Origin of the sequence: Streptomyces sp. NPDC020731, assembly GCF_044334705.1 — a bacterium.
Lineage (GTDB): Bacteria > Actinomycetota > Actinomycetes > Streptomycetales > Streptomycetaceae > Streptomyces.
The window spans coordinates 37571-54274 of record NZ_JBIRTN010000022.1 but is presented as its reverse complement, the minus strand read 5'-3'; the positions used below and the strand labels follow the sequence as shown (position 1 = coordinate 54274).

Genomic DNA, 16704 nt, shown 5'->3' with positions numbered 1-16704 from the left:
CACCGGTCAGGGCTTGCGGGCGACCCCCGCGTACACCGGCACGATGCCCTCCGCCTGCGCCGCCACGTCCTCGGCCTCCGGACGCCACCCGTGCACCGGGATCACCCCCGGGCCCAGCAGCTCAAGCCCGGTGAAGAAGCGCGAGAACGCGGCCAGCGAGCGCGGGTGGAAGGGCGTACCGCCGCGCCGGAAGTGCTCCGCCGCCTGCCCGATGGCTTCGGGACTCAGATCGGGTGTGACCTGGGAGAGGATCAGATGGCTGCCCGGCGCCAGAGCGGCCGTGTACCGCTCCAGCAGGCCGTACACGTCGTCACCGTCCGGATCGTCGTCCAGGTAGTGGGTCAGCGCGACCAGCGACAGCGCCACGGGCCGGTCGAAATCCAGTGACTCGGCGGCCCGGCGCAACAGCGTGTCCACGTCCCGCACATCGGCGTGCACGTACCGCGTGCTGCCCTCGGCGGTGCCGTGCAGCAGCGCCTCGGCGTGCCGCAGCACGATCGGGTCGTTGTCCGCGTACACCACGCGGGACTCCGCGGCGACGCCCTGCGCCACCTGGTGCAGATTGGGCTCCGTGGGGATGCCCGTACCGATGTCCAGGAACTGGCGCGTCCCCGCCTCGGCGACGGTGCGCACCGCCCGGTGCATGAACCGGCGGTTGGCCCGAGCCCCGCGTAACACCGTGCCGTCCGACGCGAGGATCCTCCGCGCCAGTTCCTCGTCCACCGGGTAGTTGTCCTTGCCGCCGAGCCACCAGTCGTACACCCGGGCCGGATGCGGCCGGCTGGTGTCGATGCGGGCGGGCGCGGCGTCGTGTCCGGTCATGGGCGGTCTTCTCCTCGTGGGTCCGTGGGTGCGAAGGCTTGCTCGGGCGCGCGGCTCAGTAGTGCTCGCGCCACTCCCGCAGCAGTTTCTCGGTGCGTTGTGTCGAGGCCGCCCGCGCCGTCATGTGGTCCAGGACCTCCAGATGCGCCGACACCTCCTTGCGGGAGTCCAGGTACAGGGCGCCGGTCAGATACTCGGTGAACACCATGTCCGGCAGCTCCGGCTCGGCGAACCGGAACAGTGAGAACGGCGCGTACGTCCCCGGGTGCGGCCCGTCCGCGAACTCGGCGATCTGCAGCGTGATCCGGTCCCGCGCGGACCACTCGAGGAGCTTGTCGAGCTGGTCGCGCATCACCCGGCCGTCGGTGCTCACCGGACGCCGCAGCACCGTCTCCTCCATCAGCACCCACAGGTGCGGCGGGTCGGCGCGCTCCAGCAGCCGCTGGCGCTCCATGCGCAGCGACACATGCCGCTCGACCACCTCGGGCCCGATGTTCCCGATCGTCCCGGCTTCCAGCACGGCACGCGCGTACCCCTCGGTCTGCAGCAGCCCCGGCACGAAGTGCGGCTCGTAGGAGCGGATGATACGGGCGGCGCCCTCCAGGCTCACATACATGCTGAACCACTCGGGCAGCACGTCGCCGTACCGCTGCCACCAGCCCGGCCGGTTCGCCTCCTCGGCGAGCTCGACGAACGCGACGGACTCGTCCTCGGGCACCCCGTAGGCGCTCAGCAACAGCTGGACGTACGGGATCTTCAGCGCGACCTCGGCGGTCTCCATCCGCCGTACGGTCGCGGGCGCCACCCGCAGAACGCGGGCGGCCTCCTCCCGTGAGAGGTCCGCCGCCTCCCTCAGTTCCTGCAGCCGCCTTCCCAGGACCACCTGGCCCACAGTGGGTGCGGCCCGCCGCTCACTCACGCCACGCCTCCCCAACGCGCCCGGGCATGCGCTCAGTCTGTCATGTTCCTCCGACACTCTCACGAGCCGCAGGTGACCGCCCTGTCTCACTGGTCCTCGCCGCATTACCCCACAGGTAATCGACCCGGCTCCGCCCGCGCGGGATCGTGGACGCACCGGGTTCCGGGCCGGCGCACTCCGGTCCGGAACCCGGCAACCGATCCCGACGGAGGATGATGCGTCATGTCCGCGACCCAGCTTGCCGTGCTCGCCCGGACCGTGGAGCCGCAGCGGATGCTGCGCCGCTTCCTGGCCCTCGACGCCGTGGTGACCGGCGCCAACGCCGTCGCCTACCTGGCCCTCTCCGGACCGCTCGGGCGGTTCCTCGGCACCGGTTCCGGCCTGCTGCTCGGGCTCGGCGCGTTCCTCGCCGGGTACGCGGCCGGCGTGGGCCTGTTGGCCGCCCGGCCGCACCCGCCGGCGCTCGGCGTGCGGATCGTCGTCGAGGCCAACCTCACCTGGACGGCGGTGAGTTTCGCCGCCCTCGCGCTGTGGCTCACCCCGACCGCGGCGGGCGCGGTGTGGACGGTCCTCCAGGCGCTCGCCGTGGCGGGCTTCGCCCTGCTCCAGCACATGTCCCTGAAGGAGCGTCAACTCAACCAGGACTGAAGGTACTTGGCCGTCGCCGGGTCTGCCGGGAGCAGTGTCTCCACGGCCAGCTCGGCGACGGTCACGTCCATGGGCGTGTTGAACGTGGAGATCGACGACACGAACGACAGCGTCCGCCCCTCGTGCTCGATCAGCATCGGCAGCGCGAAGTACGCCACCGGCTCCGCCGGTTCCTCCGGCCGGCCGGCGGTGTCCGGTACGGGGAACGCCGCCACCTCGTCGTACAGCGCCCGCAGCCGCTCCGAGCGGTGCAGGGCGATGTGCCGCCGCATCTGCTCCAGCAGATGCCCGCGCCACTCCCGCAGATTCCGGATCCGCGGCGCCAGCCCCTGCGGGTGCAGGGTGAGCCGCACCGCGTTCAGCGGCGGCGTCAGCAGCGACTCCGGGACACCGTCGAACAGTGTCATGATCCCCCGGTTGGCCGCCACGACGTCGTACATCGCGTCCACCACCAGTGCCGGGTACGGCTCGAAGCCGCCGATCAGCCGCTCGATGCCCTCGCGCACGACCTCCAGCGCGGGGTCGTCCAGCGGGGTCTCCGGGTAGTGGGGCGCGTAACCGGCCGCCAGCAGCAGCGCGTTGCGCTCCCGTACCGGCACGTCCAGATGCTCGGCCAGCCGCAGCACCATCTCCTGGCTGGGCCGGGAGCGGCCGGTCTCGATGAAGCTGATGTGCCGGGCGGAGGAGCCGGCGCGCAGGGCCAGCTCCAGCTGGCTGACCCGCCGCTGCTCCCGCCAGGCGCGCAGCAGCGGGCCCACGCCCTCGGTGCGGGAAGCGGTACCGGACGTGACAGTGGTCATGCCAGGACGGTAATCGAGAAACGGCCGTGCCGGGGAGCCGCCCGCCTCCGACCAGGGCCCCGGGGGGTCTTCTGTGGCAGCCTGGGAGCCCCGCACGAGATCCGAACCGGCGAAGGAGCGCACCCCATGCCCGTCGAACCGCTGTCGCAGAAGGAGATCGAGGACCGGCTGGCCGAGCTGCCGGGCTGGTCGCTCGACGGTGACCGGCTCACCCGCTCCTACCGGCTCGGCTCGCACTTCGCGGCGACGGCGATGGTCGTCCACATCGCCCAGGTGCAGGAGGAGCTCGACCACCACTCCGACCTCACCCTCGGCCACCACACCGTGGCCCTGTCCGTGCACACCCACAGCGCGGGCGGTGTCGTCACCGGGAAGGACCTCGAGCTCGCCCGCAGGGTGGAGGACCTGGCGCCCGGACACGGTGCACACTGAGGCGCGTGCTGGACTACGACGAGGAAGCGCAGTGGTACGACGTCCTGCGCGGCGGTGAACCGCGGGCGGCGGCGGCCGCCGCCGCCGTGCTGAGCCTCGTACCGGGCAGTGCGCGGGACCTGCTGGACGTGGCGTGCGGCACCGGCCTCGTGACCCGGCGGTTCGCCGCCGCCCGCGCCGGCCCCCGGGTGACGGGCGTCGACCTCTCCCGGTCGATGACCCGGATGGCCGCCGCCCACCTGCCGGGCGCCGTGGTCCGCGCCGACAGCCGCCGGCTGCCCTTCGGCGACGCCCGGTTCGACGCCGTGGTCAGCGTGTGGCTGCTGCACCTGATGTCCGGCCCCGGGGACGTACGGGCGGTCGTCGCCGAGTGCGCCCGCGTGCTGCGGCCCGGCGGGGTGTACGTCACCACCGTCCACAAGGGCGCCTCGCACAACGTCGGCAGCGACATCGACGCGATCCTCGCCGCCCGCCCGCGCAGCCCGGTGCCCGACGCCTCCGACGCCGTCGACGCCTGCGCCGCCGCGCACGGTCTGCTGCTTGCCGGGGAGGCCCGTTTCCGGGGGCACGGTCAGGGCCGCAGCCCCCGCCGCACCATCGCGGACCTGCGGCGCGGCTGGTTCGTCACCCTGCCCCCGGGTGAACCGGTCGTGGAGGACTTCGCCGCCCGCCTGGCCGAACTCCCCGACCAGGACCGGCCCCGCGCCGACCCCGTGTTCCGGCTCAGGGCGTACCGGAAGCCGATGGGCGGCAACCTGGAGCGCTCCGGCGGCGACCGATGGACGGAACCCATCCGTCCTCCCAGGAGGTCCGTCCCGTGACCCACCCCCACAGGCACCGCAGACGCCGTGTCGCCCTGCCCGCGGCGCTCGCCGCGGCGGCACTGGCCGGCGCCGGTCTGACCGCGCTGTCGGACACGCCCGCCGAGGCCGCCACCGCACGGCAGGTCGAGAAGCTGGACCGCGGCGTCGTCAGCGTGTACACCGGCAGCGGCAACCTGGTCAGCTGGCGCTGGCTCGGCACCGACCCGGACGACGTCGCCTTCAACGTCTACCGGGCCGGCACCAAGGTGAACTCCAGCCCCGTCACCGGTTCCACCACCTACTTCCACTCCGGCGCGCCCTCCCACGCCGACTACACCGTCCGCGCGGTGGTGAACGGCACCGAACAGGGCGACTCGGTCCACGCCGTCCAGTTCCGCGCCGGTTACAAGGACGTGCCGATCAGCCCTCCGTCCGGCGGCACCACCCCCGACGGCGTCTCCTACACCTACGAGGCCAACGACGCCTCCATCGGCGACCTCGACGGTGACGGCGCCCTCGACATCGTGCTCAAGTGGCAGCCCACCAACGCCAAGGACAACTCCCAGTCCGGTTACACCGGCAACACGATCGTCGACGGCGTCAAGCTGGACGGCACCCGGCTGTGGCGCGTGGACCTGGGCCGCAACATCCGTTCCGGCGCCCACTACACGCAGTTCCAGGTGTACGACTACGACGGCGACGGCAAGGCCGAGGTCGCCATGAAGACCGCCGACGGCACGAAGGACGGCACCGGAGCGGTCATCGGCAGCTCCTCCGCCGACCACCGCAACTCCAGCGGGTACGTCCTCTCCGGCCCCGAGTACCTGACGATGTTCAACGGGCAGACCGGCAAGGCGATGGGCACCGTCGACTACGTCCCGGCCCGCGGCACGGTCTCCTCCTGGGGCGACTCCTACGGCAACCGCGTCGACCGCTTCCTCGCCGGCACCGCGTACCTGGACGGCGCACGCCCCTCCCTGATCATGGCCCGCGGCTACTACACGCGCACGGTCGTCGCGGCCTGGGACTGGCGGGACGGCCGGTTCACCCGCCGCTGGACCTTCGACACCAATTCCTCCACCAACAGCGGCAAGGGTTACGACGGTCAGGGCTCCCACGCCCTCTCCGTCGGGGACGTCGACAACGACGGCCGGGACGAGATCGTCTACGGCGCGATGGCCGTCGACGACAACGGCAACGGTCTGTGGACCACCAAGTCCGGCCACGGCGACGCCCAGCACCTCGGCGACCTCGACGCGTCGACGTCCGGCCTGGAGTACTACAAGGTCTCCGAGTCCACCGGCCAGCCCGCCGCGCTGTACATCAACCCCTCGAACGGCGCGGTCCGCTGGAAGCTGGGCGCCTGCTGCGACAACGGGCGCGGAGTCGCGGGGGACATCTGGTCGGGCAACTCCGGTCCGGAGATGTGGTCGTCCTCCGACGGCGGCATCCGTGACGAGGGCGGCGGCACCAAGGGCCGCAAGCCCTCCTCCGCCAACTTCCTGTCCTGGTGGGACGGTGACCCGGTCCGCGAACTCCTCGACGGCACCCACATCGACAAGTACGGCACGTCCTCCGACACCCGCCTGCTGACCGGCTCGGGGGTGTCGTCGAACAACGGGACCAAGGCCACCCCGGTCCTGTCCGGTGACATCCTGGGCGACTGGCGCGAGGAGGTCGTCTGGCGCACCGGCGACAACAAGAACCTGCGCATCTACTCCACCCCCCACGACACGGACCGCAGGATCACCACGCTCCTCCACGACACCCTCTACCGCACCTCCCTGGCCTGGCAGAACACGGCCTACAACCAGCCCCCGCACACCGGCTTCTTCATCGGCGACGGCATGCCCACCCCGACGAGGCCCACGGTCTTCACCCCCTGAGCGGACCTCTTGGGCGAACCCCCGGCCCGCCCGCACTCCGTGCGGGCGGGCCGGGGCGTACCGGGTCACCTCACCGTGCAGGTCTCCTCGCCCAGCTTGAAGGCCGTGGGCCCGGTGTTGGCCGCCGATCTGCTCGCTGTGAAGCCGAAGGACGCCGACGAGCCCGCCGCCACCGTGCCGTTCCAGTCGGCGTTGCGGACCGTCACCGCCGGGCCCGACTGGGTGTGGGACGCGTTCCAGAGCTGGGAGATCTTCTGGCCGTCCGCGAAGGACCAGGTCAGGGACCAGCCGTTCCAGGTGGCCGAGCCCGTGTTGGTCAGCTGGACATCGGCCTGGAAGCCGTCGGTCCACTGGTTGGTGACCTTGTACGTCACCGCGCAGGCGCCGGACGGTTCGGGGTCCGGCTCCTCCGGGTCCGGATCCGGGTCCGTGCCGCCGGTGTCCGCGGTGTCGCCGTAGACGACACCGCGGCCGTTGGTCGCCACGTAGACGCGGCCGTAGACCCGCGGGTCACCGGTGATGGCCGCGCCGGTCCAACCCCACTGGTGGGCGTCGTCGTTGACCCGGGTCCAGGTCGCGCCCTTGTCCGTGGAGCGGAAGATGCCGCGTACGCCGTCGATCTCCGCGCTGGTGAAGAGGGTCTGGTACGAGGCGCCCGGCGCCGCCTTGCCGAAGCCGACGGTGTCGGCCTCGTCGACGTCCGGCAGCTTGGTGAAGGTCGCGCCCGAGTCCGTGGAGTGCCACAGGCCGTACGGCCCGTCGCTCGCCCCGCCCGCCAGCCAGACGTCGCCCTTCGCACCCGGGAGTGCCTTGAAGCGCACGCTGTCACCGCTCGGCAGCCCCGTAGCCGCCGATGCCGTGAACGTCGCGCCGCCGTCCGTACTGACGTAGAACTTCCCGGACTTGAAGCCGTAGAACGTCTTCGGGTCCACCCGGTCGGACTCGACGACCGCCCCCGCCGGAATGCCGCTCGACGCCGACCAGGACGTGCCGAACCCGGTCGCGTGGTGCACGCCCGCGCCCTGCGGGCTCCACACGAACCGGCTGCCGTCGGCCGCCGCCGCGACCGTGCCGCCGCCGCTCACGCCCGAAGGGTCCGTGCCCGCGAACCAGTTGGCGCCGTTGTCGGTCGAGAACGCGATGTGCGGGCCGGAGTCCAGGTTGCCGGCCCGGACCACCGTGTTCGGGTTGGTCTCGGCGAAGTCCAGACTGGTCGTCGACGTGAAGTTCGGCTGGGTGAACATCATCGGCGGCACCTTGGTGAGGTCCGTGTGCCGGAAGCCGCCGATGTCACCGAGCGCGCTGATCAGCGGGGCGCCCGACGGGGGAGAGACGAGGTCGTTGACGGCCGTCTCCTCCAGGCCGCGCACCATCGGGGTGATGGTGAACGACGTGTCGTCGTCCCAGTTGGTGAGGTTCTCCGTGCCGTAGATCGTCGCACCCGTCCCGTACATCATCCGGTCCGGGTCGAACGGGTCGATCTCCAGCGCCTCCGTCATCCAGCCCAGCTTCGGCGTCTGTTCCGGCGGTGACGGGTTCGCGCCCCAGGTCAGCCACGGTGACGACGAGACGTCCATCGTGTAGCGGTTCTCACGGTCGGGGTACGAGGTGTAGCTCCACGCCTGCGTCCACGTGCCGCCGCTGTCCGTCGAGCGGAAGATCTGGGTGTCCGGCCACCAGGAGCTGTACGCCGTCGCCATCACCGTGCCGGGGTTCTGCCGGTCCACGGTCAGGCCGCTGAAGCCGTAGTAGGTGTCGGCCTCCGCCACCGGGCTGATGTCCGTCCAGGTGCCGGTAGCCGTCGCGTACCGGTACAGCCGGCCCTTGCCGCCGTCGTACGGGCCGCCCGTGTCGCTGTACGCGAGGTACAGGTAGCCGTTCTCGGCGTCCAGCACGCCCTTGTGGGCCAGGTGACCGGTCGGCTGCCCGGCGATCCGCTGCCAGGTCGCGCCCGCGTCCGTCGAACGGTAGACCGCGTTCTCCTTGTCGGCGACCCCGACGTAGACCGTCTTCGTCGCCGTCCCCGCACTGCCCGTCGACTCGTCGAAGGTGACCCAGACGATGCCCTGGTTGTCGGACGCGTACCCGGACGTGTCACTCGGATCCTGCGCGTAGTTCCCCGGGTTGGGGAACGCGGTCACCTCCGACCAGGTGGCACCCGCGTCGGTCGACCGCCAGAGCCCGTGGCCGCTGGGCGCGCCCAGGTACAGCACATCGTTGTCATGGGGGTCGACCGCCAGCCGTTCCCCCATGCCCCGCCCCGGCATGTTCCCGCCCAGCTTGAACGGCAGACCGGCCTTCTTCCAGCTCGCACCCCGGTCCGTGGAGCGCAGCACCGCGCCGTTCTTCGGGTCCCAGTCGTTGGTGTACGTGCCGACCGCCGCGTACACCCGGTCGGGGTCCGCGGAGTCGGAGGCGAGGCTCACCACGCCCGTGTGGCCCCAGTCGTCCCAGCCGACCGAGTCGAGGAGCGGGGTCCAGGTCTTCGTCGACTCCTGCCAGCGGTAGGCGCCGCCGATGTCGGTGCGGGCGTAGGCCAGGTCCTTCTCACTGCGGTTGAAGACGATGCCGGGCACGAAGCCGCCGCCGTCGACGCGCGCGTTCTTCCAGGTGTAGGTGTCGGCGGCGAGCGTGGTGGCCGGCTCCGGGGCGCCGGCGGCCAGGGCGGGCGGGCCGCCCGTGAGCAGACCGGCCGCCAGGGCGAGCACGGTCGTGAGGATACGGGTTCTTCGCACGGAGGTTCCTTCCTCTTGGGGGGAGGTGGAGTGGGGAGAGCGTGCGAGGACCGGGCGGCCCCTGGCGTGGGTGAGGGCCGCCCGGTCGGATGGGCCCGTCGTCCTGTGACGGGACCGGATACGCGGAGCTGTCAAGCGCCACGGGGAAGGAAGCGGTGCCCACCGCGCCCCGAAGGGGCGCGGTGCTGTGTCGACTTGCGGCTACCGCCGCGCGAGCGCGGCCGTCCACGCACGGCCCGCAGTCGAAGAACCGCCCGACCCGCGGAGCGCTTGGCGGGGGCTATTCGAGAAGCTCCGCGTAAGAGCCCATGGCCAGGGCGATGTCGGCCTGGGCCCAGAACCGGTGGTACGTGAAGGTGGGCGCGGCGCCGCCCGCCAGATAGGACTCGATCTTCGACCACGCCGGGTCGTCCTGGTAGAAGGAACGGATCGACTCGAAGGTCGACGACGAGTTGATCGTGTCGCCGTTGGGCATGGTGCCGGTCCAGCCGTTCGGGACGTGGATCGGGTCGTCGAACCGGTTGTAGTCGGCGCGGGTCTCCGGGACGGCGATGCCGAGCGCGTCCTGGTTGTTCTCCCACATGCCGTCGAGGAGCGCCTTCGCCGTGGCCGCCGCCTCCGTGTCGCCGGAGCGGTCTGCGTAGTACGTCAGCGTCTTGGCGTACGCCGCGGCCACACCGACGTCGTTGGTGTAGTCGGCGACGGTGACGTGCAGCCCGCCGTTGGCGCCGGGCGACGACGCGTTCCAGGTGTCGGGCTTGCCCGACCACTGCAGCGTCGACGGGATCCGGAAGGAGCCGTCCGGGTTGACCGTGGTCTCCGACAGCGCCCAGTCGACCCACTTGTCGAGCACCGACTTGGCGAGCGTGTTGCCGGTCTGCTGGTACAGCTCGGCGACCCGCTCCATCGACCACGCCTGGAAGCCGAACCACTGGTTGGACGGCGGGTCGTGGTAGACCGGCTTCTCGTCGTAGTGCATGCCGTAGAAGGTCGGCGTACCGGACGGTGGCGTCGTGTACCGGCCCGCCCAGCTGTTGGTCGCGCCGCCCGCGATGCCGCCCTCGTCGGACTGCAGCCAGCGGTAGAACTCCAGCTGCCGCTGCATCGACTTCGCCCAGTCGTCCGCGCCCGTCGCCGACTTCGGCTTCAGCGGCGCGTAGTTGCTCAGCGCGTACGCGGCGAGGGGGTTCTGGTAGCCGCCGTGCGTGTGGCTGGAGCCGATGCGCCAGGCCCAGCCCGCCGAGGAGTCGGTGGCGCCTCCCCAGGCGTAGTACCAGGACAGCAGGTAGTGCGAGGCGTCCTTGCCGGTGCCGGCCGGGCAGGACGGGCTGGTGCAGTTGCCGATCTTCTTGAAGTACTTGTCGAACATGGCGTAGCGCAGGTAGTCACCCATCTTCGCGGCCTTGGCGACGGTCGCGGAGACGTCGGCTCCCTTGCCCTGGTCCTTCGCCCACAGGTCCGCCCAGTACGCGGCCTGCACGGCACGCGCGTCGGCGTCCGGGGCGTTGGTGAACTTCCACTGCTTGGCGTACGAGGCGTCCTTGGTGAACAGGTCCAGGTAGCCGTTCTTGCCGCCGTACTTGAAGGCGTCGCAGGTGGGCTGCGGGACGGTCTCCCACACCGACTCCTGCGGGCCGCGCTGGAAGGTGTTGATGTACGACGGTCCGGTGTCCGACGGACCCGCCTCGCACTTGCCGGGCGAGTTGCCGTAGCCGTACACGTTGTCGACGTCCTGGATCCAGTGCATGCCGTAGACGTCGTCCGTGCCGTAGGCGGACTTCAGTTCGCCCGCGATCGGGTCGGGGCCGACCGAGACACCCGAGTCGAGTTGCGACGGGTACTCGTTCGGGGTGTCGTACTCGGGCGCGTACGTCGCCGGCTTCGAGGCGTTGTAGAAGGAGTTCGTCGGCTGGTCGGCGTGGGTCGGGATCATGAACTTCTCCATGATGTCCCAGGCCCCGTTGAACTTCGACCAGTCACCGGTCACCTTGCCGTACATCGCCTGCAGCCACAGCAGGTAGCTGTACGCCTCCGAGGTGGTCTCGTGGCCGTGGTCCGGCGCCTCGACGATCAGCGTCTCCACCGAGTGGTACGGGATGCCCTCCGGCGAGAAGTAACCGCTCGCCGGGTCGGTGATCTTCCCGTACAGCTCCAGGAAACGCGCGTCGTACGTCTTCTCCGCGCCCAGCTGCGTCACCGTGACCGCCGCCTTGGCGTGGCCCGGCGCGGAGGACTCGAAGACGGCCGTGCCGCTGCCGGAGTCGTCGGCGGCGATCGTCACCGTCCTCGCGGTGTTCCAGTTCGACGGTGTGAAGGTGAGCGACGCGCCGCCGGAGACCGACAGCCCCGAGTTGCCGCTCGCCCGGGCCGTCGTGACGGTCACGTTCGCGCTCGGCTGCTTGGACAGCTTCACCTCGTACGTGCCCGACTCACCTTGCTGGACGCCGAGTTGGGACGGCGTGGCCACCACGGCGGGACCCGAGGCGACCGTGATGCCGACCGGGGTCGAGTCGGCGGAGGCGCCCATGCTGTCGTACGCCTTCGCCACCAGCGAATGACTGCCCACGGTCAAACCAGCGACGGAGAGCGTGAAGGGCGAGCCGGTGTCCGTGCCCAGCAGCTCGGTGTCGTCGTAGAACTCCACCTTGGTGATGGTGGCCTGGTCGGCCGCTGCCGCGGTGGCGGCGAGCGGGACCGTCTCGCCCTGCGTGTAGACGGCGCCGGCCTCCGGGCTGGTCAGCACGGTGATCGGCGGCTGGTGGGCCCCGGCGCAGGTGGTGCCGTTGATCGCGAAGGACGTGGGAGCGGCGTTGCTGCCGCTGTAGGTGAACTGGCCGCCGGTCGTGACGGCGGCGCCGGCGGCGATCCGGGCGTTGTACCCGGCGTCCTTCACGGTCACGGTCCGGCCGGACTGCGACCAGCTGCCGTTCCAGCCGTTCACGAGCTTCTGGTTGCCCGCGTAGTCGTACGTCAGCGTCCAGCCGTCGATGGCGTCCGCACCGCGGTTGGTGAGGGTCAGCTCCGCGGTGAATCCGGAGCCCCAGTCGTTCGCCTTGTAGTCGACGCTGCACTGGACAGCCGCCGCCTGGGCGGGAGTCGAGCCGGTCGAGAGCATCGTCAGCGGAAGCGCCAGGGCTGCCGCGGCGGCCGTCAACAACCGCCGGAAGCCTCTGCGTCTCCTGGGTGGGGGATGCATGGTGCTGGTTCCTCCTGCGACTCGGACATGTCAAGCCTTGAACCAGTGGGAGCGCTCCCATAGTGGGGATGGGGTAGGGGACGGTCAAGCCTTGTGGCAAATCGAAAACATTCGACGGCCCGAGCTGAGTGAAAGTCAGCGGTCCCTCTGTTCTTTGCCGTCACTTGGCGCTAGCTTCATGTGTACCAGTGGGAGCGGTTCCATCAGTCGACGCGTCCGTCACGACGCGTCCGAGCTGCAAGGAGTCGCTCATGCGCCACCCCCCGCGTTCAGTACTTTTAGCCATCCCCGTGCACGTGTGGAGCACCTGACGCGGGGTCGCTCGTTCCCGTGGGATCCACGTGCCGTCCGTGCTGCCCGGAAACTCCCGGCCGGCGTCACAGGCCTGTCCCGACCAGGCCCGAACGGCACGCCCACCCCGTAAGGCACCAGGCCGCGCGATCGTCTGCGCGCGCCCAAGAAGGACAGCCCCCTACGGATAGGAAACCCGCACGATGAGTCGCACCAGAACCGCGCTTCTCGCCGCCATGGCGCTGGTCGCCGGCGCCACCGGGACGGCGATCGCCGCCGTCCCCGGCGCCGCCGGCGCGGCCGCCGCCGTCCCCTGTACCGTGGACTACAAGGTGCAGAACGACTGGGGCTCCGGCTTCACCGCGTCCGTGACGATCACCAACAACAGCGCCGCCAAGTCGTCGTGGTCGCTGAAGTGGTCCTACGCCGGCAACCAGAGGATCGCCAGCGGCTGGAACGCCAAGGTGAGCCAGTCCGGCGCGAACGTCACCGCCGCCAACGAGTCCTACAACGGCACCCTCGCCACCGGGGGTTCGACCTCCTTCGGCTTCCAGGGCACCTACAGCGGCAGCAACGCCGTCCCCGCCACCTTCACCCTCGACGGCGTGACCTGCAACGTCGACTCCGGCGGCGGCCCCACCGACCCGCCGCCGGACCCGACCGATCCGCCCGGCGACCGGGTGAACAACCCCTATGACGGCGCCAAGGTGTACGTGAACCCCGAGTGGTCCGAGAAGGCCGCCGCCGAGCCGGGCGGCAGCCGCATCGCGAACCAGCCCACCGGTGTCTGGCTGGACCGCACCGCCGCCATCAACGGCGTCAACGGCGGCATGGGCCTGCGCGACCACCTCGACGAGGCACTCGCGCAGAAGGGCTCCGGCGAGCTCGTCATCCAGCTCGTCATCTACAACCTGCCCGGCCGTGACTGCGCCGCCCTGGCCTCCAACGGCGAGCTCGGCCCGACGGAGATCGACAAGTACAAGACGCAGTACATCGACCCGATCAAGACCATCCTCGCCGACTCGAAGTACGCCGGCCTGCGGATCGTCACCACGGTCGAGATCGACTCCCTGCCGAACCTGGTCACCAACGTCTCCCCGCGGCCCACCGTCACGCCCAACTGCGACGTGATGAAGGCCAACGGCAACTACGTCAAGGGCGTCGGCTACGCCCTGAACAAGCTCGGCGACGTGCCCAACGTCTACAACTACGTGGACGCCGGCCACCACGGCTGGCTGGGCTGGGACGACAACTTCGGCGCCTCCGCCGACATGTTCAAGCAGGCCGCGACCGCCGAGGGCGCGACCGTCGCCGACGTGCACGGTTTCATCGCCAACACGGCCAACTACAGCGCGCTGAAGGAGGACCACTTCTCCATCGGCGACAACGTGGCCGGCAAGTCGGTGCGCGAGTCGAAGTGGGTCAGCTGGAACCGCTACGTCGACGAGCTGTCGTACGCCCAGGCGCTGCGCAACCAACTGGTCTCGATCGGCTTCGACTCGGGCATCGGCATGCTGATCGACACCTCCCGCAACGGCTGGGGCGGTGCGAACCGGCCCACCGGGCCCGGCGCCACGACCAGCGTGGACACCTACGTCGACGGCGGCCGCTATGACCGCCGGTTCAACACGGGCAACTGGTGCAACCAGTCGGGAGCCGGACTCGGTGAGCGTCCGCAGGCCTCCCCGGAGGCCGGGATCGACGCCTACGTGTGGATGAAGCCCCCGGGCGAGTCCGACGGGGCCAGCGAGGCCATCGACAACGACGAGGGCAAGGGCTTCGACCGGATGTGCGACCCGACGTACACCGGCAACCCGCGCAACGACAACAACGTGTCGGGCGCCCTTCCCGACGCCCCGCTCTCCGGGCACTGGTTCTCCGCCCAGTTCCAGGAGCTGATGAAGAACGCTTACCCGCCGCTGTCGTGACGGGCTGACCACCGGTCCGCCGGGCCCGGACCTGACAGGTCCGGGCCCGGCGGAGCGCCGCGCGCCTCTTTCACCGCGCCTTTTGCGGGAGTGGCAACATCGTTTGCCCTTCGCCGGTGCGTCGTCGCACCCTGACGGCAACCGAGCGGAGAGGCTGAGCACCATGGCGCACGACCACAAGCACGACCACAAGCACGCCCACGACCACGGCGACATCGACTGGGCCGAGATGGCCCCCCTGCTCGAATCCGAGGCGGAGCTGTTCACGCCGCTCTACGAGCGGGCCCTGAACTGGCTGGCGAAGGAGGTGACGGAACCGGGACTGATCGTGGACGCGGGCAGCGGCCCCGGCGTCATCTCGTGTCTGTTCGCCGAGACCTTCCCGGGCGCGCGCGTCGTGGCCGTCGACGGTTCCGGACCGCTGCTGGAGCGGGCCAGGGACCGGGCCGGGCGCCAGGGCGCCGCCGACCGCTTCGGCACCCTCGCCGGGGAACTCCCCGGTGTGCTCGGCGAACTGGACTATCCGGCCGACCTGCTGTGGGCCAGCCGCAGCATCCACCACCTCGGGGACCAGGCCGCCGCGCTGGCCGCCTGCACGGAGCGGCTGGCGCCCGGTGGCACGCTGGCCGTGATGGAGGGCGGCCTGCCTCCCCGGTTCCTGCCCCGCGACATCGGGTTCGGCCGGCCCGGTCTCCAGGCGCGCATCAACGTGGTGGAGGAGGAGCGGTTCGGCCGGATGCGTGCCGACCTGCCGGGCTCGGTGGCCGTCGTCGAGGACTGGCCGGCCCTGCTGGCCTCGGCCGGCCTGCACCACACCCGCTCGCGCACCTTCCTCCTCGACCTCCCCGCCCCGGTCGCGGACCGCTCCCGCGCCCACGTGGTCACCGCCCTCACCCGCACCCGCGAGGTCATCGGCGAGTACCTGGACGCCGACGACCTCGCCACCCTCGACCGCCTCCTCGACCCCGACGACAAGGCGAGCGTGCACCACCGCCCCGACGTGTTCGTCCTGGCGGCCCACACGGTCCACGCGGCGGTACGTCCCGTGTGACGACTTGACTTGGAGAGCTCTCCAAGTGGTGGACTCCCCGGCACGCAACGACACACAGGGGGTTTCCATGACCGACTCTCCGGTCGCGCCCATCACCGGCGGGGGCAGCGGCATCGGTGCCGCCGTCGCCCGGCGGTTGCTGGACGCGGGGCAGCGGGTGGCCGTCAACCGGGCGGGGTGAGGAGCTCACCACCGACCAGATCGCCGACTCGGTCGGGTGGCCCATGGCGCAGCCGGTCGGTGTCGACGTCAGCACCGTGGTCGTACGGCCCAGCTGAGCACCGCCCCGCGGACGCACGACGGCCTCCCCCTCGCCGGGGGAGGCCGTCGGGTGCGTGCGGTCAGCTGTTGACCTCCGCCGGGTCCGCCCCGATCCGCCGGTCCTCGTTCAGCGCGCTGATCGCGGCGAGGTCCTCCGCGTCCAGGCTGAACCCGAAGACGTCGATGTTCTCCTCGATCCGCGACGGCGTCACCGACTTCGGGATGACGACGTTGCCCAGCTGGAGGTGCCAGCGCAGCACCACCTGCGCCGCCGTCCGCCCGTGCTTCTGCGCGATCGCCACGATCGCCGGAATCTCCAGGATCCCCTTGCCGGAACCCAGCGGCGACCACGCCTCGGTGGCGATGCCCCGCTCCGCGTGGTACTCACGCGCGGCGTGCTGCTGCAGATGCGGGTGCAGTTCGATCTGGTTGACCGCCGGGACGACGGACGTCTCGGCGGTCAGGCGGTCCAGGTGCTCCGGCAGGAAGTTGGACACGCCGATGGCGCGGACCCGCCCGTCGGCGAGCAGCTTCTCGAACGCCTTGTACGTGTCGACGTACCGGTCCCGGGCGGGCGTCGGCCAGTGGATCAGGTAGAGGTCCACGTACTCGAGACCGAGCTTGGACAGCGACGTGTCGAAGGCCCGCAGGGTGGAGTCGTACCCCTGGTCGCTGTTCCAGAGCTTGGTGGTGACGAAGAGGTCCTCGCGCGGGACGCCCGACTTCGCGAGGGCCCGTCCGGTGCCCTCCTCGTTGCCGTAGATCGCCGCGGTGTCGATGCTGCGGTAGCCGGCCTCCAGCGCCGTCGTCACGGCCGTCTCGGCCTCGGCGTCCGGCACCTGCCAGACGCCGAAACCCAGCTGGGGCATCTCGACGCCGTTGTTCAGGATGATCGGGGGGACCTTGCTCACGAGCTCTCGATCCTTCGGTTG

Annotated in this window: 12 protein-coding genes and 1 pseudogene; 7 read left to right on the top strand and 6 right to left on the bottom strand. The window is 70.8% G+C overall.

From position 1 onward, the window contains the following. Positions 1-6: 6 nt before the first annotated feature. Both ACH4VX_RS29470 and ACH4VX_RS29465 read right to left on the bottom strand, forming a co-directional pair. Positions 7-822, bottom strand: coding sequence for an SAM-dependent methyltransferase (locus ACH4VX_RS29470; protein ID WP_398371584.1), 816 nt, complete (start codon positions 820-822; stop codon positions 7-9). Between the two features lie 55 nt (positions 823-877). Beyond that, positions 878-1741, bottom strand: coding sequence for a helix-turn-helix domain-containing protein (locus ACH4VX_RS29465; protein ID WP_398371583.1), 864 nt, complete (start codon positions 1739-1741; stop codon positions 878-880). Between the two features lie 222 nt (positions 1742-1963). Here ACH4VX_RS29465 and ACH4VX_RS29460 point away from each other — a divergent pair, with 222 nt between their 5' ends. After that, positions 1964-2389: a hypothetical protein gene (locus tag ACH4VX_RS29460; protein ID WP_398371581.1), complete on the top strand. Its 426-nt coding sequence runs from the start codon at positions 1964-1966 to the stop codon at positions 2387-2389. On the opposite strand, the gene ACH4VX_RS29455 is transcribed toward ACH4VX_RS29460, so the two are convergent. Next, a complete protein-coding gene (locus ACH4VX_RS29455) occupies positions 2371-3189 on the bottom strand; it encodes a helix-turn-helix domain-containing protein (RefSeq protein ID WP_398371579.1) in 819 nt (272 codons plus the stop codon). The genes ACH4VX_RS29460 and ACH4VX_RS29455 overlap by 19 nt on opposite strands. 126 nt (positions 3190-3315) lie before the next feature. Between ACH4VX_RS29455 and ACH4VX_RS29450 the strand changes: the two genes are divergently transcribed. Genes ACH4VX_RS29450 through ACH4VX_RS29440 form a run of 3 tightly spaced genes read left to right on the top strand, consistent with a single transcriptional unit; the run spans position 3316 to position 6310 of the window. Beyond that, a complete protein-coding gene (locus ACH4VX_RS29450) occupies positions 3316-3621 on the top strand; it encodes a 4a-hydroxytetrahydrobiopterin dehydratase (protein WP_398371577.1) in 306 nt (101 codons plus the stop codon). 5 nt (positions 3622-3626) lie between these two features. After that, complete coding sequence (locus ACH4VX_RS29445; protein WP_398371575.1) at positions 3627-4442, top strand: class I SAM-dependent methyltransferase; 816 nt, start codon at positions 3627-3629, stop codon at positions 4440-4442. After that, complete coding sequence (locus tag ACH4VX_RS29440) at positions 4439-6310, top strand: rhamnogalacturonan lyase (RefSeq protein WP_398371573.1); 1872 nt, start codon at positions 4439-4441, stop codon at positions 6308-6310. Before ACH4VX_RS29445 ends, ACH4VX_RS29440 begins: the two co-directional genes overlap by 4 nt. 65 nt (positions 6311-6375) lie before the next feature. On the opposite strand, the gene ACH4VX_RS29435 is transcribed toward ACH4VX_RS29440, so the two are convergent. Further along, positions 6376-9045 carry a cellulose binding domain-containing protein gene (locus tag ACH4VX_RS29435; RefSeq protein ID WP_398371571.1) on the bottom strand — a complete coding sequence of 890 codons (2670 nt, stop codon included), beginning with the start codon at positions 9043-9045 and terminating at the stop codon, positions 6376-6378. A gap of 280 nt (positions 9046-9325) precedes the next feature. Then, positions 9326-12241, bottom strand: a complete 2916-nt coding sequence (locus ACH4VX_RS29430) for a glycoside hydrolase family 48 protein (protein ID WP_398371570.1) — start codon at positions 12239-12241, stop codon at positions 9326-9328. Between the two features lie 494 nt (positions 12242-12735). Between ACH4VX_RS29430 and ACH4VX_RS29425 the strand changes: the two genes are divergently transcribed. The 3 genes and pseudogenes from ACH4VX_RS29425 to ACH4VX_RS29415 all read left to right on the top strand — a co-directional run. Then, positions 12736-14460 (top strand): glycoside hydrolase family 6 protein, encoded by a 1725-nt coding sequence (locus tag ACH4VX_RS29425; RefSeq protein ID WP_398371568.1) that lies wholly within the window; start codon positions 12736-12738, stop codon positions 14458-14460. Positions 14461-14623: 163 nt separating this feature from the next. Next, positions 14624-15511 carry a class I SAM-dependent methyltransferase gene (locus ACH4VX_RS29420; RefSeq protein ID WP_398371567.1) on the top strand — a complete coding sequence of 296 codons (888 nt, stop codon included), beginning with the start codon at positions 14624-14626 and terminating at the stop codon, positions 15509-15511. Positions 15512-15578: 67 nt separating this feature from the next. After that, a pseudogene (locus ACH4VX_RS29415) lies at positions 15579-15696 on the top strand (SDR family NAD(P)-dependent oxidoreductase); the annotation flags it as partial. Positions 15697-15852: 156 nt separating this feature from the next. On the opposite strand, the gene ACH4VX_RS29410 reads toward ACH4VX_RS29415, so the two are convergent. Beyond that, positions 15853-16641, bottom strand: coding sequence for an aldo/keto reductase (locus ACH4VX_RS29410; RefSeq protein WP_398371745.1), 789 nt, complete (start codon positions 16639-16641; stop codon positions 15853-15855). Positions 16642-16704 lie beyond the last annotated feature (63 nt).